We start from the raw sequence: 17,183 nt of genomic DNA, 5'->3' as shown, positions 1-17,183 counted from the left end.
CCAGCGCCGGGCGCGCCTCGCACATCACCCGCAGATCGACACCGACGGCTTTGCCCTTGAACAGCAGCTCGGTGACCATGCCGTTGTCGAGGCGGTACTCGTACAGCTGGTTGTCGAGGCTGTCGATGATGTACAGCCAGCCGTCACGCAACAGCCGCACGCCCAGCGGCCGGGTTTGCAGGGTGTAGGGCCGTTGCAGCTCGGCGCCGGGGTCCATGATTGGCTCCACCAGGCCGTAGCGCAGGGGCAGGAGTTGCACGTGGGATTGCTTGAGCGGGCAGGTGCCGAGGGTGCCGAATCGGGCTTTGGAGGCCGTGGCAGCAGCGAGGTTGGCAGGCGCGATCATGGGCGCTCCCTTTGGCTAACAAAGGGGCGAACTCTGAGGATGGCACGGGAGAACTTAAATCGGACTGTTCGTTTTAGTGCGTAGGCTGATTCTGTATTTCTTCGGTGAGCCTGTCTGTGTTGGCAACGGACTTAGACATTCGAACAGCCTGTGGCGAGCAAGCTCGCTCGCCACGGGTGTGATGGTTGGGCGTGGGGAAAACCAGGTGGGAACGCTCACCCCCTCACGGCACCGCCGGCGCGCCCATCTGGGTGAGCAGGCTGTTGAACGTGGTTTTGATCGCGCCACCCATTGGCGTGACAAAACTGATGACCACCAAGGCCACCATCGCAATGATCAGCGCGTATTCAATGGCCGATGCACCTTCGCTGCGGGTCATGAACAGTTGGACGCGAATAAACAGCTTGCGCACGAGTTCAAGAAACATACGACTTCTCCTGCTGGGAAATAAGCCTGTGGGCGGTGCTAGTGTCCTGTCTCGGAAATAAGCTGTTCCCTTTTGACGGCACCTGTCGCCGCCATGCTGCGTTGCCACTCCTCGCCATAGCCCTGCTATGACTCGTCGCGGCGCCTTGCCTGGCAGCAACAGATGCTCGTCAAAAAGGTAACGTATTTCCAAGACAGGACACTAGGGAATGACCCGATGTCGTTGCGGTTGGGGGAACAGGGTGTTCAGGGTCTCCAGCAGGCGAACGTGGTAGATGGGCTTGCGAAACAGGTCCAGCACCTGCAGGCGCAGCAGGTCGCTGACGTCGTCCATGTCGGCGTGGCCCGAGGTCACGATCACGGGCAGGTGTTGACGGGCGGTGTGCTCGCGCAAGCGGCGAATCAGCGACAGGCCGCTTTCTTCGGGCATGCGCAGGTCGGTGATCACCAACGCGATATCGGGGTGGCGAGTCAGTTGTTGCAGGGCGAGCTTGACCGAAGTTGCGCTAAAGCAACAAAAGCCTTCGCCCTCCAACAACTCCGCGAGTTCCAGCAAGGCATCTTCCTCATCGTCCACCAGAAGCAGCTGTTGGCGCAGGTGTGAAGACGCGTTCATGGTGGATTCCTGTTACTTAAGTGGGCGGTGGGGATTTCGCATCACCACGCTTCACGTTACAGCGGTGCCACCCAGTGCCGTCACGACCTTGTTGAACGTGCCTTTGACCGAGCCGCCCAATGGCGTGACAAAGGTAATGACCACCAAGGCCACCATCGCAATGATCAACGCATATTCAATCGCCGATGCGCCCTCCGTCCGGGTCATGAACAGTTGATAACGCACATACAAATACCGCACGAAGTTAAGGAACATCAGACTTCTCCTTTTTGCGCCTGAGGCGCCTGTATCGGGGCAACAACAGAATTGCTCGGTGCAATCGGAGCATTGTCAACAAACCCGACTCCAGCAAGTGTAAGAAGCGGTTAATTACAAAGTATTAGTCGCAAAGTTCATGCCTTTATATTCAGTGCAAACAAGGCGGTTAGTTCCAGCTAACCAGTTATTTTTGAAACCGGTAATGGCGTTTTGGAAGAGCTGCGCTACCTTCAAATAGCGAAATCGTTGCATGTTCATAGCTGCCTGATTGCGAATTTTCCTCGTTGTAAGCAACGAGCCAGTAGTGCAGCAGGATAGGGAGAGCCGTCATGAACAGCCGTATCACCATGGGTCTGGCTGGTCTGTTGTTAGTTGCAGCCCTTATTTTCGGATATTGGGGCCTGGTGCTTAGCCGCCAGACGCCCGCCGTTGAACCGACCGTTGCCCCGGTGGCGACGCCCGCCACGGTGGAGAAAGTCGTGGCCACCGTCGAGGACCAGACCCGCCAAGCCGTGGTGGTGCTGGTGCATGACGTCCCGCCCTTCGCCCCCCTCACCGCCGCCGACGTGACGATTGAGAAACTGCGCAGCGCCCCCGCCGGCAGCTTGAGCAGCGTCGACCAGGCCATCGGCCGCACCCCCTGGCGCGCCCTCGGCGCTGGCACCTGGCTCACCGAAGACAGCTTCAATGCCGGTGGCCCGCTGGCGCGCATGATCCGCAGCGATGAGCGCGCCCTGGCCGTGGCCGTGGACGAAGTGGTGGGCGCCGCCGGCCAACTGGCCCCGGGGGACTACGTCGACATCCTGCTGTACCTGCGCCAGGACGGCAGCAACCTGCAGCAGTCGGCGCAGATCGTCATCCCGGCCATGCGCGTGCTGGGGGTGGGCGACCAACTGGGCCTGACCAACGACGGCAAGCCGGCCACCCCGGCCTTGAGCGCCGAAGACAAGCTCAAGCAAGACCAACGCCGCGTTGCCGCGCGCACCGTGACCCTGGCCGTTCCCGAACAGTTGCTCAGCCGGCTGATGCTCGCCGCGCAGACTGGCACCCTGCGCCTGGCCGTGCGCAGCAGCGACGAACAGCGCCTGGCCAAGTACTGGGCAGGCGAGACGCAATCGCCCGCACGCCTGGATGCCGCCAGCAACCAACTGATGAAGTTCAATCAACTGGCGTTTTCCAGCCCGCCGTCCGCGCCCCTGGGCGCTGGCGCCACACCCGGCGCGGCAGCCCGCCATGGCATCGAGGTCATTCGCGGCAACCAGCTCACCCAACAAACCCCTTGAATCGAGCAAGGATGCATGTCCATGCACAGCCGTCCCCTGCCCCTGTTCAACCGTATGCTCTGCGCCCTGTTGCTGGCGGGATTGCCTGTCGACATGGCCTTGGCCGCCTCTGGCGCTGGCAGTTGCAGCGCCCTGGGCCAACTGCCGGCCACGCTGGAAGTGGGCGAAGGCCTGCAACAGCAGATCCAATCTCCGGTGGCGATCACCCGCCTGGCCATTGGCGATCCAAAGATCGCCGACGTGCAAACCAGCGGTCACTCAAGCTTCCTGCTGACCGGCATGGCCCAGGGCGTCACCAGCCTGATGGTGTGGACCGCCTGCTCCACCGCGCCGCGCCAGAGCATGGTGTTTGTCCAGGGCAAGGCGACGGCGGCGATGACCAGCGCCAGCAACCTGCCCTCCGAGGAAGAGCTGCTGCCCAGCCAGGTACAGACCGACATCCGCTTCGTCGAGGTCAGCCGCACCAAGCTCAAGGAAGCCTCGGCGTCACTGTTCGGCACGCGCGGCAACTTCCTGTTCGGCTCGCCCAAGACCCTGCCGAGCATCGACGGCGTGGTCACGCCCAAGCTGCCGGTGGACAACGGCCAGTTCAACTTCTCGTGGATCGGCGGCAAGACCATGGTGATGATCAACGCCCTGGAAGGCAGCGGGTTTGCCTACACCCTGGCGCGTCCCAGCCTGGTGGCCCTCAGCGGCCAGAGCGCGAGCTTCCTGGCCGGGGGCGAAATACCGATCCCGGTGCCCAGTTCCGGCAGCGACAGCGTGTCCATCGAGTACAAGGAGTTCGGCATCCGCCTGACCCTCACGCCCACCATCATTGGCCGCAATCGCATCTCGCTGAAGGTGGCCCCGGAGGTCAGCGAGCTGGATTACAGCAACGCGGTGCAGATCGCCGGCACCACCGTGCCGGGCCTGACCATCCGCCGCACCGACACCAGCATCTCCCTGGCCGATGGGGAAAGTTTCGTCATCAGCGGCTTGATCAGCACCACCAACAGCTCCCAGGTGAACAAGTTTCCGGGGCTGGGGGACATCCCGATCCTCGGCGCGTTCTTCCGTGACTCCACCATCAACCGCGAGGAACGCGAGTTGCTGATGATCGTCACCCCGCACCTGGTCCAGCCGCTGGCGGCCAACGCGCAATTGCCATCGCTGCCGGGAGAGAAGCTGCGCAACTACGACCCCAACTTCTACCGCATGTTCTTCCTGGAGAACGGCAACTTCGACAAGCGCAGCGGGCTATCGCAATGAGCCAGAACCTGAGCCAGACCTTCCTGGCGATCACCCGCAACAGCACCGACCTGGAATGGCTGCAAGGCGCTCTCGCGCCACTGGGCCAGGTGGTCAGTGCCGGGGCTGGCAGCCTCGATGAGTTGCTGGCGCTGGTGGATGTGACCTTCGCCAGCCTGGTGTTTGTCGGCCTCGACCGCGAGCACGTGGTGGCCCAGAGCGCGTTGATCGAAGGCGCGCTGGAAGCCAAGCCGATGCTGGCGATTGTCGCCCTGGGCGACGGCATGGATAACCAATTGGTGCTCAACGCGATGCGCGCCGGGGCGCGGGATTTTGTCGCCTATGGCTCGCGCTCCAGCGAGGTCGCCGGGTTGGTGCGGCGCCTGAGCAAACGCCTGCCGCCGGTGGCGTCCAATACCCTGCTCGGCGGGCTGACCGTGATGTTCGGCACCCAGGCCAACGCCGACGGCGCCCTGCTCTCCACCCACCTGGCCCTGGTGGTGCAAAAGAGCGGGCAACAGACCTTGCTACTCGACCTCGGCTTGCCGCGGGGTGACAGCCTGGCGTTGCTGGGGCTGGAAAGCTCGTTCCATTTCGGCGACGCCCTGCGCCACCTGCGGCGCCTGGACGCAACCTTGATCGACAGCGCGTTCACCAGCGCCGACGCCGGCCTGCGCATCCTCGCCTACGCCAGCAACGACGAACCGCTGGAACGCACCAGCGCCGCCGAGTTGTACATGCTGCTCAGCGCCTTGCGCCAGCACTTCCAGCACATCGTGGTGAACCTCACCGGGCAGCCCGACAGCGAAGCCCTGCGCACCTTCGTCAGCCATTGCGACAAGCTGCTGTGGTACACCGACCAAAGCGTATTGGACTGCCGGCGTAACCTGGACGTGCTCAACCTGTGGCGCGAAAAGGGCATGAAGCTCGACCACGCCCGCCTGCTGGTGGACCGCTACCTGCGCAGCGTCTCCCCCGATGCCGAGACCCTGGGCAAGAGCTTTGGCCTGGACGTGATCGCCACCCTGGCCTTCAGTCCCGAGGTGCGGCTCAACGCCAAGAACCAGGGCGTGACCCTGTTCGAACTGGCCCCGCGCGAGGCGCTCACCCAAGGTCTGCGCACCCTGGGCGAGCGCCTGGCCAAGCGCTCCGAGGGCCCTGAGAAAGCCAAGGTCACCTGGCTCAATCGCCTGCGAGGCAGCAAATGAGCACTGAAAAACTCTTCGGCAGCCAAGCCCGCAGCCCGGCCGGCAACACCGACCACGAGGGCCTGAAACTGGTGCTGCATCGCTACATCATCGATGCCATCGAAGAGTCCGGGAAAAACCTGCTGGAAGATGCCCGCCCGCAGTTGGCGCAATTTGTCATCGACAAGGTGGCCGAATATATCGCCCGCCTGCACCTGGCGATTTCCCGCTACGAAATGGAGCGCCTGGCCGAAGAAATCGTCGACGAGCTCACCGGCTTCGGCCCGCTGGAAGTGCTGCTGCGCGACCCGGCCGTGACCGAGATCCTGGTCAACGGCCCGCACCGGGTGTTCATCGAACGCGAGGGCGTGCTGCACCAAAGCGACCTGCGGTTTATCGATGCCCATCACGTCGAGCGCGTCATGCAGCGCATCCTCGCGCCGCTGGGCCGGCGCCTCGATGAATCGTCACCGATGGTCGACGCACGCATGCCCGACGGCAGCCGAGTCAACGCGATCATCCCGCCGATTGCCCTGGATGGCCCGTGCCTGTCGATTCGAAAGTTTCGCAAGGACATGCTCAAGAGCAGCGACCTGGTGGTCATGCAAACCATCGACCAGGCGATTTTCGAGTTCTTCCAGGAGGCGGTCGGGCGCCGCTGCAACATCCTCATCAGCGGCGGTACCGGCACCGGCAAGACCACGCTGCTGAACATCCTCAGCCAACTGATCAACCCCCATGAGCGGTTGGTGACCATCGAAGACGTCGCCGAACTGCAACTGGGCCACCCCCACGTGGTGCGCCTGGAAACCCGTCCGCCGAATGCCGAGGGCCACGGCGAGGTCAAGGCCAGCGACCTGATCCGCAACGCCCTGCGGATGCGCCCGGACCGGATCATCCTCGGCGAGATCCGCGGCGTCGAGGTGCTGGATGTGATGACCGCGATGAACACCGGCCACGACGGTTCCATGAGCACCGTGCACGCCAACAATGCCCAGGACGCGCTGCTGCGCCTGGAAACCCTGGTGGGCCTGACCGGCCGGCAGATCGCCGAGCGCACCCTGCGGCAAATGATCTGCGCGGCACTGGATGTGGTGATCCAACTGACGCGCATGCCCGATGGCCGGCGCTGCGTCAGCGAGGTGGTGGAAGTGGTGGGCGTGCGCGAGGACGTCTACGTCACCAATACCTTGTTCCGACTCGACCGCCGCACCGGCTTCGGCTTCTTGCGCGAGGCGGTCAACCCCGCCGGCGACAAGCTGCGCCGGGATGCCGGCATTTCCCTCAACTGACATGGCGAGGCGCACCCGATGATCGGCCCAATCGTGCTCAGTCTGATGTGCCTGCTGTTGTTGGGGCTGTCGATCCGCCTGTTCTATCAGGGCCTGCGCCAGACCAGCAACGAGCGGGTGCTGGGCCGGCTCGCCGAAGGGCAACCGCAACAAGTCGTGGACAAGCCAGCGTGGGTGGGTCTGGAACGGGCCTTCCTGCGCGCCGGTCTCGGCCGTCCCACCGAACGCCTGGGCCTGTGGCTGACACTCTGGCTGTTCGCCTGCCTGCTGGGCTATCTGATGGGCGGGTGGCTGGGGCTGCTGATCCTGCTGCTGGCACCGCCGCTGGCGTTGCGCCTGTACATGTCGGTGCGTTATCGAATGCGCCTCAGACAGATGATCTCGCAACTGCCGCAGATGCTCGATCACACCATTCGCAGCCTCAAGTCCGGACGCACCCTGGCCGATGCGATCCTCGGCGGGATCGACGCCAGCGCCGATCCCTTGAAGAGCGCCATGAGCCGGATCCAGCGCAACGTGCAACTGGGGGTCAGTCTGCCCGATGCGGTGAATGATTTTGCCGAGCTGTATGACCAGGACGAACTGCGCATGCTGGCCTTGGGGCTCAAGGTCAATCATCGCTACGGTGGCAACGCCAGCGAGCTGCTGGAGAACCTGATCACCCTGATCCGCGAACGCGAGCAAGGGGCCCGGCAACTGCGCGCCATGACCGGGGAAACCCGCTTCACCGCCTACGTGCTGGGCGTGTTGCCGGTGCTGATTGCCGGTTACTTCATGCTGACCAACCCCGGCTACCTGATGGGCATGTGGAACGACCCGTCGGGCCGGCACATGCTGTTTGCCGCCGCCGGCCTGGAAGTGTTTGGCTGCCTGGCGCTGACGCGCATGTTGCGGAGCGTGTGAGATGGCGATCCTGGCCAGTCTGTTGCTGTTCCTCGGGGCCATGGTGCTGCTGCTCGGTCACCTGCTGGAACAACGTCGGCGCGAACGCCAGGTGACCCAGCGCCTGCAAGGCCGGATGCTGCGCGACAACAAGCTCGGCAGTTGGCTGCGGGTGCTCGGGGACAGCAAGTTCGGCCAGCGCTCGGTCAGTATCGACAGTGAAACCCAGACCCTGCTCGCCCGCCTGGGTTGGCGCAAAGCCAGCGAACGCTCGTTGTTCGCCGCCTGCCAGGTGGGCACGCCGCTGCTGGCCCTGGGGTTGGTGGTGTTCTTCCAGGAGGTGTTTTACCCCAACGTGCAGAACCCATGGATCGTGCCGATCCTGGGCCTGGGGGTCGGCTATCTGCTGCCCAAGCGCTTGCTGGCCCACGCCGTCGCACGTCGCCAGCACACCATCGCCCGGGAAATCTCGACCTTCATTCCACTGCTGCGCATCCTGTTCGAATCGGGCATGGCGGTGGAGCAGGCACTGCGGGTGCTCAGTACCGAGGCGCAAAAACTGCTGCCGGAATTGACCCGCGAACTGCGCCTGATCCTGACCCGGGTCGATTCGGGGCTGGACCTGGGCCCGGAGCTGAACAAGTCCTCGCAGTTGCTGGCGGTGGATGAGTTCACCGACACCTGCACCATCCTCCAGCAACTGCTGCAACAGGGCGGTGGCGCGATGAAATCGCTGCTGGCACTCAAGCAGTTGCTCGACGACCGTCGCCTGACGCGGCTGCAAGAGTACATCTCGAAGATGTCCGCCAAGATGTCCGTGGTGATGATGTTGTTCCTGTTTCCAGCCTTATTGATTGTCCTGGCCGGCCCTGGCTTCACGGCCATCGCCCGGGCGTTTGCTCCGTCGTAGAGGGATCCTGATGAAAGCATTGATTGTGGTCGCCAGCGTGCTGATGCTCGGCGGTTGCGCGAGTAACGGCGGCATGTCCTGGTCGGCGCTGGCCGGACCGGGCAGTTGCGCCAAGCTGACGTCCGACCAGGAACTGGAGGTCAACCTGGCCGACGACATGGCCAGCGACGGCAAGCTGCACGCCAGCCTGGCGAACCTGGAGAAACTGCCCGACGGCCTGCAGGAAGTGCGCCTGCGCAAGGCCCGGGTCTATCGCTTGCTCGGGCGCAGCGAAGCCGAGCCGTTGTACCGGGGCCTGTTGGGCAGTTGCGTGACCGCCGAAGCCGAGCACGGGCTGGGCCAGTTGTACGCCGCCCGCGGTGACAACGCCCAGGCCCAGGTCCACTTGCAACGGGCGGCGCAACGGGCGCCCACCAACGAGAAGATCCGCAACGACCTGGGGGTGGTGTACCTCAATCAATTGCGCCTTGAGGAGGCGCGGTTCGAGTTCCTCACCGCCATTGAACTCAAGCAAAGCGATCCGTTGGCGTCGGTCAACCTGGTGACGCTGCTGCTGTATCAGGACAACTGGCAACAGGCGGCCGACGTGGTCAGCCGCTCCGGCTTGAGCCCGGCGCAGTTCAGCGATGCCCAGGCCCGTGCCGAACAACTCAAGGCACCACTCAAGACCCGCCCCGCCAGCGCAGACCAGGTGGCGGCCGTGACCGATACACAGCCGCTAAACCTCAAGTAATCCACAGGAGAAGGGTGATGACGAAACTGCACATACTCGGCTGCCTGGGCCTGTTGAGCCTGCCGCTCAGCGCCATGGCAATCGACGCCGGCCCATCCTCGGCGCAGCAGCAGGAAACCGAAGGCTGGCTAGTGCTGCAAAGCCGCAATCAGGTCGCGTCACCCATCCCCCAGGATGCCACCGCGACCGAACGGGAACAGGCCATGAAACGCTGGCTGAAAAGCTTCAGCCACGACATCCCGGACTTTTTTGAACAGGGCAAGGAAGGGCATTTGCAGAGTGGGAGCGGCGGGAGTTAGCGAGTCGATCAAACACAAGGGTTCATGGATAACACCGTGCCTGTGGGCGCGGGCTTGCTCGCGAAGAGGCCATGTCAGCCGACATCATCGTTGCCTGACACGATGTCTTCGCGAGCAAGCCCGCTCCCACAGGGGGCTGCGGCCTAATGCGCCGTCACCCGCTGGCGCATCGACGAATTGCTCGGCGACAGCGCCAGCGCCAGTTGCGTGCGATTGTGCATGTGGGTCAGGCGCAGGACCTGCGACACATAGAGTTTCACCGTGTTTTCGGTGATCCCCAGCTCACAGGCGACCTGGTAGTTGGTCTGTCCCTTGCCGACCAACCGGGCCACGTCCAGTTGACGTGGCGAGAGCTGATTGAAAATGGCCGGGATCGGCACCTGCTCGGCATCGTCTTCGCCCGACACCTGCCGGGAAGCGTCCAGCACCGGTGCCCGGCGCACCTTGTCGAGGTCCAGGTACAGGTCGTTGATGGATTCGGAGAGGTACTGCAACTTCTGGTTCAAGTGCCCCAGTTGCAGGTTCTTCTGGCGCTCCTGCAAGGCCACTTCCTGGCGCTGTAGCCCTTCGAGCAATTCATCCAGGTCGATCGGTTTCTGGTAGTAGTCGGCAATCCCGGCACGCAAGGCCTTGATCACATCCTGCTTGTCGGCTTGCCCGGTGAGCATGATCGCCTCGAACGCCCGGCCTTTGCCCGCCAGGCGTTGCAACGCTTGTACCAGCTCGATGCCATCCATGTCCGGCATGTGCAGGTCGCACAGCACCAGGCCGATGTCCTTGTCCTCGCTGAAACGCTCAATGGCCTGCCGACTCGACTCGCAGGGAACGCAGCAGTAGCCACTGCTTTCCAGGAACTCGCACAGCTCCTCGACAATCATCGGTTGGTCATCCACCACCAACACTTTTACTGCGGACGTAAGCTTATTCACGCGCCACTCCATGCTTAGGCCAAGAACGGACAACTCCTGTACAGACAGCCGATTACTGTACAAATACTTACAGCTGAAAGTAGACGTACTTTCTGACTATGTACATAGCGATAGCGGCGCTGCGCGACTAGTGGATCCAAACCAGTGTGAGCACCAGCCCGACGAATACAAACGGGGCGAAGGGTGGTTTTTTTGACAGCTCGGGGGCGAGGAATGGAATGCGTTTTCTAAGTCCTTGAGCCATATGCGGCCAGGCCATCGGTGCGAGTAAACACCACAGGGCACCGAGCACCCCGGCACCGATAAAGCTTCCCAATAAGTGCAGTGGATCGGTCGCCAGACCGATCGTCGCCATCAGCTTCACGTCGGCGGCGCCCATCCTGCCGGTGGCATAACCGGGCAAGGTAAAGAGCAGGGCCAAACCCAGCGCCCAACCGCCCTGCTCGGCCGGTTCGCCCAGCCAGGTGGTGCCGGTGGTGAGCAGGTACACCAACGCCAACAACCCCGCGCCCATCGTCAGGAGATTGGCGATATGCCGTTGCTGGACATCCTGCGCTGCGCAAAGCGCCAGCCAGATCAGTAGGACAAAACTGTGCATCCGGTAAAAACCGTCCGATTTGGCTGAATGATTCTATGCTGAGAGCACGTCGTAGTAGTCAGGGTAGACGCACTCATGAAAACAGACCTCCCCAAAAAGCAAAAAGGCGCCGTTGCGATCGAATTCGCCCTGGTGTTCGTCATCTTCTTCGCCGTGTTCTATGGGATCGTCAGCTACAGCGTGCCGCTGCTGTTGATGCAGTCGTTCAATGAGGCGACGTCCGAGGCGGTACGTCGCAGCGTCGCGCTGGACCCCACCACCCCCAGCTATTCAACCGCGGTAGTGAACCTGGCCAATACCGTGTTGCAGCAGCAACTGTCGTGGGTGCCCGCCGCCTTCAACATCACCTACGGCGCCGGCGGCAACGCCAGCGCCGCCTACACCGGCGGCGTGCTGACCGCCAGCGTCAACTACCCCAGCAGCAAGCTGGCCCAGGTCATCCCGTTCCTGGTGCTGCCGGGCGTGGGCACGGTGCCCAGCCTGCCAGCCACCCTCTCCGCGCAATCGAGCATTCAGTTTTGATGTCCGGGGAAAAGCTCTTCGGCCGACTGCTCAAACGTCCGCCCATGCTGGAGATCACCGCGCCTTCGAGCCTGGACACGCAGCACCTGGGGCTGCAGTTGCTGCTGGACCCCGAGGGCCGAGTCCTGCAAATGAGCGGGCCACTGCGCCACCTGCTGGCCCGGCACCTGCCCGCCGGCGACGCCAGGCACCTGATCGACTACCTGCGGCCCCATAGCCGGCTGGCGGTCGAAGGTCCCCCGGCGCACTGGCACGGGCAGAGCCTGGACCTGGACTTCCCCGGCCTGGGCAACCAGACCTTGCACCTGCGCGGCTGGGCCCAGGCGCATCCGCAAGGTTGGCTGCTGCAACTGCTCGACATCAGTGACCTGCTGCAAGAGCGCCAACAGGCGCTGAGCCGGGAAGCCTGCCAGACGCTCGCCGGGCACCTCAGCGAACGCCTGCGCCTGTGCAGCCTGGCGCGCCTGCCCGAGGTGACGCGCGAACAACTGCAGGACCTGGCCCAGCAGTTTCATATCCCCTGCGTCGCCGTCGCCTTGCTCGATGAACAGGATGAGGGCTGGCTGATCTACAGCCAGTACAACGCCCACGATGCACCGCAGCTCTGGCACACCGGCCAGTCACTGGGCACCAGCCTCGACAGCTTGAGCAGCAACGGCCCACAACTGCTCAGCGGGGCCCACGGCGTCGGCCTGCACCCGCGCTTGAAGGATGCCTTTGGCAATGCCGAGGGTTTCCTGGTGCCCTATCGTGACGACCGCGGCGTCGGCGCCTGGCTGCTCTGCGGCTTTTACCCGACACCGCAACAGCCCGCGCCACTGGGCGAGCAGGACTGGCTGCGGCTTGTCGCGGCATTGGCCGGGCCGCTGCTGGCGCGCCTGCGTGAACACCAGCAGCACCAGCAACTGGAGCGCCTGGAAGCCTTGCAAGCGTTGCTCGGCACCGGCTGGTGGGAATTGCTCGGCCCAGCCTCCGATGTGCAACTGGCCCCGCCGCTGGCCCAGACCCTGAACCTGGAGCACTCGCGGCTGACCCTGGCCGAGTGGCTGGCGTTGATCCACCCCGCCGACCGCGCCGAGTTGCAAAGCCGCTTGCACGCACTGCAACGCGACGACAAGCCCTTGTTGATGTGCGTGCGCGTGCACCACCGCGACCCGACCCAGGCGCCGAGCTGGTATCGCCTGCAAGGCCAGGTCCTGGGCACCGGCGAACAGCGACGGCGAGTGGGCTTCATGCTCGACATCAGCGACATCAAGCATCAGGAGCAACACGCCGCTGCCGCCCACGCCCGCCTGGACAACGTGATCGCCAGCTCGCCGGCGGTCATCTATGTGCAGCGCTATGCCGAAGGCGCGCTGCACCCGTGTTTCTTCAGCGACAGCCTGCTGCCGCTGCTGGGCTGGCAACGGGAGGACCTGACCGACCACACCCTGCTCGAACAGGTCCACCCCGAGGACCGCGAGCTGTACTTCGCGCGCACCCGCCAACTGCTGCGCGAGGGCAACGCCAGCGCGCGCTATCGCCTGCGCGACCGGCAAGGTGATTACCACTGGCTACTCGACGAAGCCCGCTTGCTGCGCAACGATCTCGGCGTACCCGTCGAGGCGGTCGGGCTGTGGCTGGACGTCACCGAAGCGACCCTGGCCGCCGAACAGATCAAGCGCAGTGAAGAGCGCTACCGGATCCTGGTGGAAGACTCGCCCGCGATGATCTGCCGCTATCGCCCCGACCTGACGCTGACCTTCGGCAACCGTCCGCTGGCGACCTACTTGGAGTGCACCGCGCAACAACTGCCCGGCGTCGACCTGGGCAGTTGGATGTCCAGCGAACAGCGCGCGGCCTTTGCCCAGCGTATCGCCCAACTGACCCCGGAGCTCCCGGTCAGCACCGCCGAGATCTGCCTGCAACTGCCCGGGCGCGAACACGCCTGGTGGGTGTGGTCCGATCGCGGTGTGTTCGATGAGCACGGGCACCTGCTGGAGATCCAGGCGGTGGGCCGCGACAACACTGAAGTCCGGCGCTCGCAGCAGCAACTCACCCAGAGCGCCAAAATGGCCACCCTCGGCGAAATGGCCACCGGCCTGGCCCACGAAATCAACCAGCCGCTGAACGTGATGCGCATGGCCATCGTCAACGTGCTCAAGCGCCTGAGCAACGGCGAGGTGCCGATCGACTACCTGCAAGACAAACTCAATCGCATCGACGCCCAGGTGCAACGGGCGGCCCGGGTGGTGGACCACATGCGCGTGTTCGGCCGACGCTCGGAAACCGAGCAGCAGCCCTTCAACCCGGCACTCGCGGTGGAAGGCACCCTGTCATTGCTGGCCGAAGGCATGCGCGGCAAGGGCGTTGAGTTGCGCATCAGCGAGATCGGCTTTGCGGTCAGCGTGCGTGGCCATGTCGATCAGTTGGAACAGGTGTTGATCAACCTGCTGGTCAACGCCCGCGATGCCTTGCTCAGCCAGCGCAAGGCAGACACCGCCTTCAGCCCATGGATCTCGGTGCACGCCGAACGCGACGAGCACTGGGTGCGGCTGTGGGTCGAAGACAACGGCGGCGGCATCGACCCGCGGTTGCTGGAACGCATCTTCGAACCGTTCTTCACCACCAAAGCGGTGGGTGTCGGCACCGGACTGGGGCTGTCGGTGAGCTACGGCATCGTCCAGAACATGGGCGGCACCTTGAGCGTGCGCAACGCCGTGGAGGGCGCACGCTTTTGCATCGAATTGCCGATCGTACCGGGCGACTCGACACTGCAACCGTGATCCCCCACAGAGCCCCTGGGGACACCTGAACAATCAGGTCGGCGGGTAGGCCGTCTTCGCGAGCGGGCTCGCTCCCACAGTCTAGATTGGGGTACATCCGCAAGAGATTGGCCGGCTGTCAGGCCGCCTTCGCGACGGTGCGGCGATCCGACAAGCCCGCCCACAAAGGATCGACCTAGATCACCAGGTAAGCCTTGCCGGTCTGGCCGCAGGTCAGATTGAAGCCCACGTCGACCTCGTTGACGTTAATCCCCAGGTTGAACAACAAGGTGTTGACGATCGGATCGACCAAGGGCGACAACACACCGCTGATCACACTCATCAACGACGACAGAATCGTGGTCAAGGTCGAGGTCAAGGTCGCGAGCAACGCGCCAATCAAGCTGCCACTGAGGGTGGGATCATGGGAAATCAACTTAATCCCACCCAGCGTCCCGCTCAAGCTGCCCACTGCATCCGTTACCGTCACGACGTGCAGCGGCGCGGGGTCGACATTGATCGGCTTGGGATTGTTGTAGGTGTAATTAGGATCGCTGGTGCCCAGGACCGGGCTGTTGATCATGATCTGCGAACCGCCGCCGCCAAAGGGCACGCGCGCGGCGCAGTTCCTGGGACCGAGCGGGCCCTCGCAGGCCAGCGTACCGACATCGACCAAGGTGATCGGGCTCAGCGCCGCACCGGCATTGGAAGAAAACCAGAGCGCCGGGTTGATGCGGCCGATCTTGACCTGCAATGCCGAAATCTCCGTGGTGGCGGTGAGGCTGGTACTGGTCGGGCTGTTGCTGCAGGAGTAGTTGGTGACATAACTGCTGCCCACGCCCGCCTCGATCCCGACATCCAGACTGAGGCTGGGCAATATCTGCAGATCGGTCTGCGTGCAACTGGAGCCTAACAAGCACCCGCTGAGCAAGGTGTTTATCAGGCCCAGCACCACGCTCAACAAGGTGTTGGCCGTGGCCAATACGCCATCGATCAGTGACGAACTCACCGAGATCAACACCCGCACCTGCGCCGTTTTGACGTAGATCTGATTGACGCCCTGAGGCGCGGCGGCAGCCAGCGCGGGGTTGCCCACCGCCGAGAACTGTGGAGGCTCGATCACTTTGATGCGGGTGTTGACGCCCGCCAGCCCCAGCAGGTTGACCGGCAAGGCGACCGTGGCCGCCGAGTTCTTATTGGCCAGTTGCACAAAGGCCTGGACCAGTTGGAACAACTGCACCGAGGCATCGAGGCCGGCCGCCGTGGTGCCCGTTTGCAGTTGCAGGATGTCCCCCAGCTTGATCCCCGGGGCGTTGATCGCACCGACCTGCAGGCTGCCCAGCGCGGTCGCCACATCGGCCGTCGCGCCCCCCGCCGCCGCGACCGTTGCCGCGGCCTGCAGGAACTGGGTAACCGTGCCCTGGGTCTGCAGCAGTGTGGTGTAGTCCCCGGCGGCGACCCCCAGTTTCAACGCCAGTTGGTTCATGAACTGGAGCAGGTTGACGTTGGTATTGGCCAGGCCGTTCCACCCCACGGCCGTCAGGCTGACGTTGCCGCCCAGCAGGTTGGAGAACAATGGGTTGAGCAGGTCCGAGCGGGTCGTGTCGACGCTGAGCAGGGTGCTGCGAATGCTCAATTGCGCCAGGGTTGGCTTGGGCTGCGCGGCCACCGCAGTGGCCGTGAGCTGGGTGTTGGCGCTCACCGTGGTGCCCGCGAACAGCGCTTGCAGCGCCAGCACCGCCGTGGTGGCAACCGTGTTGGTGGCCACCACCTTCACCGCGGCCGCCTGGGTGGCGTCGACCGCGAAGGTCCGCAGGCCGCTGCCCGCGTTGGTGAGTAATGAACCACAACTGATGGTCAGGGTGCTGCTGGGGCCGACGATGAACGCGTTGCGCACCGCGCTTTGCTTGGCATAGGCGGCGGCTGTCAGGCCCGGCAGGCAAGTACCGCTACGGCTGACCGCCTCCAGCGCGGCGTTGTCCGCCACCCGCTGCAGCTTGCGTTGCTCCAGGTAGAGCCGGCCGCTGTCCATCACCAGCAGGGCGAACAACAACGCCACGCCAAAGGTCGCCGCCGCCATCAAGCCAATGACCCCACGCTGGCGCGCCGGGCCGTGAAACGAAACACGGGGAGACATCGAGCACTCCTTGCCACCTCCAGTAGTGCTCGAAGTGTAGTAGAGCGGCTGAACGCTGCGTGGCCACGATCAACTCGCTGACCATTGAACCTGTGGATGAGTTGAGCACTGAACCTGCGGGAGCGAGCCTGCTCGCGAATGCGGTGTGCCAGCCACTACACATTTCGAAGGGGCCGGCGTCTTCGCGAGCAGGCTCGCTCCCACACGGGTCCTACCTGGGTGGATAGTTGCTCAGGATCTGGGTGACCGTCTGGCGGATGGCGTTGGTGCGGTCCGTCGGGTCGGGGCTGCCACTGAGGATTTGCTCGTCGCTGCCGCGCCACACCAGCCTGCCGTCCTTGCCGTCGAGCAGGTCGATCTGGATCGTGCCGACCTTGTAGGTGATGTTGCGGGTCTCGTTGTACATCGGCCCGCCCCAGTAGCCGTTCCATGGATTACCCCAGGCACCGCCGTAGTGGGTGGTCACTTGCTGCTGGCGATCCTCGATGATCAGGTAGGTCTGCACCATCACATCGCCCTGGGTACCGGCAGCGGCAGGCCGCAGACCACGCTGATCGAGCTGTTCGGTCACCGCCTGGCGGATGCGCTGTTCGGTCAAGTCGCTCTTGATCCGCGGGTCATCGGGGCGGTATTGCAGGGCGGGCTCTTTCCAGGTCCAACTGCGGTAGGCCGCGAAGTCGCGGCTGGCGTCGTAATCGTGATTGACCTGGTTGGACTGGCAAGCGCTGAGCAACACAGCGCAAGCCACTAAGGCAAGGCGACGGAACATGATGGTTCTCCGATTAGACCCA

General features: G+C 63.8%; 18 protein-coding genes. 10 read left to right on the top strand and 8 right to left on the bottom strand.

The features are described 5' to 3' along the window. The 4 genes from BMW74_RS11955 to BMW74_RS11940 form a co-directional block, all read right to left on the bottom strand. Positions 1 to 346: toxin VasX (locus BMW74_RS11955; RefSeq protein WP_139208403.1), on the bottom strand; the 346-nt coding region annotated here is incomplete at its 3' end. Positions 347 to 569: 223 nt separating this feature from the next. Next, positions 570 to 773: a Flp family type IVb pilin gene (locus BMW74_RS11950; protein ID WP_093419404.1), complete on the bottom strand. Its 204-nt coding sequence runs from the start codon at positions 771 to 773 to the stop codon at positions 570 to 572. Between the two features lie 201 nt (positions 774 to 974). Beyond that, complete coding sequence (locus BMW74_RS11945; RefSeq protein ID WP_093419399.1) at positions 975 to 1,388, bottom strand: response regulator; 414 nt, start codon at positions 1,386 to 1,388, stop codon at positions 975 to 977. Between the two features lie 51 nt (positions 1,389 to 1,439). Further along, on the bottom strand, positions 1,440 to 1,643 hold the full coding sequence (locus BMW74_RS11940; RefSeq protein WP_093419394.1) for a Flp family type IVb pilin: 204 nt from the start codon (positions 1,641 to 1,643) through the stop codon (positions 1,440 to 1,442). A gap of 332 nt (positions 1,644 to 1,975) precedes the next feature. Between BMW74_RS11940 and cpaB the strand changes: the two genes are divergently transcribed. The 8 genes from cpaB to BMW74_RS11900 are packed head-to-tail and all read left to right on the top strand — an operon-like array spanning position 1,976 to position 9,462. Then, positions 1,976 to 2,929, top strand: a complete 954-nt coding sequence (gene cpaB / locus BMW74_RS11935) for a Flp pilus assembly protein CpaB (protein ID WP_093419390.1) — start codon at positions 1,976 to 1,978, stop codon at positions 2,927 to 2,929. A 21-nt stretch (positions 2,930 to 2,950) separates the two neighbouring features. Continuing rightward, positions 2,951 to 4,180 carry a type II and III secretion system protein family protein gene (locus BMW74_RS11930; protein WP_093419386.1) on the top strand — a complete coding sequence of 410 codons (1,230 nt, stop codon included), beginning with the start codon at positions 2,951 to 2,953 and terminating at the stop codon, positions 4,178 to 4,180. Next, the gene (locus tag BMW74_RS11925; RefSeq protein WP_093419383.1) at positions 4,177 to 5,367 is read left to right on the top strand and encodes a CpaE/TadZ family protein; all 1,191 of its coding nucleotides are present in this window, start codon (positions 4,177 to 4,179) and stop codon (positions 5,365 to 5,367) included. The genes BMW74_RS11930 and BMW74_RS11925 overlap by 4 nt, the downstream gene beginning before the upstream one ends. Beyond that, positions 5,364 to 6,638 carry a TadA family conjugal transfer-associated ATPase gene (locus BMW74_RS11920; protein ID WP_093419378.1) on the top strand — a complete coding sequence of 425 codons (1,275 nt, stop codon included), beginning with the start codon at positions 5,364 to 5,366 and terminating at the stop codon, positions 6,636 to 6,638. Before BMW74_RS11925 ends, BMW74_RS11920 begins: the two co-directional genes overlap by 4 nt. An 18-nt stretch (positions 6,639 to 6,656) precedes the next feature. Beyond that, on the top strand, positions 6,657 to 7,541 hold the full coding sequence (locus BMW74_RS11915; protein WP_093419375.1) for a type II secretion system F family protein: 885 nt from the start codon (positions 6,657 to 6,659) through the stop codon (positions 7,539 to 7,541). A gap of 1 nt (position 7,542) precedes the next feature. Next, positions 7,543 to 8,430, top strand: coding sequence for a type II secretion system F family protein (locus BMW74_RS11910; RefSeq protein ID WP_093419370.1), 888 nt, complete (start codon positions 7,543 to 7,545; stop codon positions 8,428 to 8,430). Positions 8,431 to 8,440: 10 nt separating this feature from the next. Further along, positions 8,441 to 9,163, top strand: a complete 723-nt coding sequence (locus BMW74_RS11905; protein ID WP_093419366.1) for a tetratricopeptide repeat protein — start codon at positions 8,441 to 8,443, stop codon at positions 9,161 to 9,163. Between the two features lie 17 nt (positions 9,164 to 9,180). Further along, entirely contained in the window at positions 9,181 to 9,462 is a 282-nt protein-coding gene (locus BMW74_RS11900; RefSeq protein WP_093419361.1) for a DUF3613 domain-containing protein, read from the top strand. 143 nt (positions 9,463 to 9,605) lie between these two features. On the opposite strand, the gene BMW74_RS11895 is transcribed toward BMW74_RS11900, so the two are convergent. After that, complete coding sequence (locus BMW74_RS11895; RefSeq protein ID WP_093419428.1) at positions 9,606 to 10,391, bottom strand: response regulator transcription factor; 786 nt, start codon at positions 10,389 to 10,391, stop codon at positions 9,606 to 9,608. A gap of 127 nt (positions 10,392 to 10,518) precedes the next feature. After that, positions 10,519 to 10,989, bottom strand: a complete 471-nt coding sequence (locus BMW74_RS11890) for a prepilin peptidase (RefSeq protein ID WP_093419356.1) — start codon at positions 10,987 to 10,989, stop codon at positions 10,519 to 10,521. Between the two features lie 75 nt (positions 10,990 to 11,064). Here BMW74_RS11890 and BMW74_RS11885 point away from each other — a divergent pair, with 75 nt between their 5' ends. Beyond that, positions 11,065 to 11,511: a TadE/TadG family type IV pilus assembly protein gene (locus tag BMW74_RS11885; RefSeq protein WP_093419352.1), complete on the top strand. Its 447-nt coding sequence runs from the start codon at positions 11,065 to 11,067 to the stop codon at positions 11,509 to 11,511. Continuing rightward, positions 11,508 to 14,276 carry a PAS domain-containing sensor histidine kinase gene (locus BMW74_RS11880; RefSeq protein ID WP_093419349.1) on the top strand — a complete coding sequence of 923 codons (2,769 nt, stop codon included), beginning with the start codon at positions 11,508 to 11,510 and terminating at the stop codon, positions 14,274 to 14,276. The genes BMW74_RS11885 and BMW74_RS11880 overlap by 4 nt, the downstream gene beginning before the upstream one ends. 175 nt (positions 14,277 to 14,451) lie before the next feature. Here BMW74_RS11880 and BMW74_RS11875 read toward each other — a convergent pair whose 3' ends face one another. Both BMW74_RS11875 and BMW74_RS11870 read right to left on the bottom strand, forming a co-directional pair. Further along, positions 14,452 to 16,392 carry a pilus assembly protein TadG-related protein gene (locus BMW74_RS11875; protein WP_093419344.1) on the bottom strand — a complete coding sequence of 647 codons (1,941 nt, stop codon included), beginning with the start codon at positions 16,390 to 16,392 and terminating at the stop codon, positions 14,452 to 14,454. Between the two features lie 211 nt (positions 16,393 to 16,603). Beyond that, a complete protein-coding gene (locus BMW74_RS11870; protein WP_093419339.1) occupies positions 16,604 to 17,161 on the bottom strand; it encodes a DUF4136 domain-containing protein in 558 nt (185 codons plus the stop codon). Positions 17,162 to 17,183: the final 22 nt, after the last annotated feature.

It is taken from the genome of Pseudomonas sp. ok272, assembly GCF_900109995.1.
In the GTDB taxonomy this organism is placed as follows: Bacteria; Pseudomonadota; Gammaproteobacteria; order Pseudomonadales; family Pseudomonadaceae; genus Aquipseudomonas.
The sequence above is the reverse complement of the archived record's forward strand: the minus strand, read 5'-3'. Positions and strand labels throughout refer to the sequence as shown.

What these genes read in the sequence shown, in the direction of transcription:
- BMW74_RS11930 (WP_093419386.1), top strand. Translation starts at nt 2,951, where the DNA reads ATGCACAGCCGTCCCCTGCCCCTGTTCAACCGTATGCTCTGCGCCCTG.
- BMW74_RS11905 (WP_093419366.1), top strand. Translation starts at nt 8,441, where the DNA reads ATGAAAGCATTGATTGTGGTCGCCAGCGTGCTGATGCTCGGCGGTTGC.
- BMW74_RS11940 (WP_093419394.1), bottom strand. Translation starts at nt 1,643, where the DNA reads ATGTTCCTTAACTTCGTGCGGTATTTGTATGTGCGTTATCAACTGTTC.
- BMW74_RS11920 (WP_093419378.1), top strand. Translation starts at nt 5,364, where the DNA reads ATGAGCACTGAAAAACTCTTCGGCAGCCAAGCCCGCAGCCCGGCCGGC.
- BMW74_RS11915 (WP_093419375.1), top strand. Translation starts at nt 6,657, where the DNA reads ATGATCGGCCCAATCGTGCTCAGTCTGATGTGCCTGCTGTTGTTGGGG.
- BMW74_RS11945 (WP_093419399.1), bottom strand. Translation starts at nt 1,388, where the DNA reads ATGAACGCGTCTTCACACCTGCGCCAACAGCTGCTTCTGGTGGACGAT.
- cpaB (WP_093419390.1), top strand. Translation starts at nt 1,976, where the DNA reads ATGAACAGCCGTATCACCATGGGTCTGGCTGGTCTGTTGTTAGTTGCA.
- BMW74_RS11950 (WP_093419404.1), bottom strand. Translation starts at nt 773, where the DNA reads ATGTTTCTTGAACTCGTGCGCAAGCTGTTTATTCGCGTCCAACTGTTC.
- BMW74_RS11925 (WP_093419383.1), top strand. Translation starts at nt 4,177, where the DNA reads ATGAGCCAGAACCTGAGCCAGACCTTCCTGGCGATCACCCGCAACAGC.
- BMW74_RS11890 (WP_093419356.1), bottom strand. Translation starts at nt 10,989, where the DNA reads ATGCACAGTTTTGTCCTACTGATCTGGCTGGCGCTTTGCGCAGCGCAG.
- BMW74_RS11875 (WP_093419344.1), bottom strand. Translation starts at nt 16,392, where the DNA reads ATGTCTCCCCGTGTTTCGTTTCACGGCCCGGCGCGCCAGCGTGGGGTC.
- BMW74_RS11885 (WP_093419352.1), top strand. Translation starts at nt 11,065, where the DNA reads ATGAAAACAGACCTCCCCAAAAAGCAAAAAGGCGCCGTTGCGATCGAA.
- BMW74_RS11870 (WP_093419339.1), bottom strand. Translation starts at nt 17,161, where the DNA reads ATGTTCCGTCGCCTTGCCTTAGTGGCTTGCGCTGTGTTGCTCAGCGCT.
- BMW74_RS11910 (WP_093419370.1), top strand. Translation starts at nt 7,543, where the DNA reads ATGGCGATCCTGGCCAGTCTGTTGCTGTTCCTCGGGGCCATGGTGCTG.
- BMW74_RS11900 (WP_093419361.1), top strand. Translation starts at nt 9,181, where the DNA reads ATGACGAAACTGCACATACTCGGCTGCCTGGGCCTGTTGAGCCTGCCG.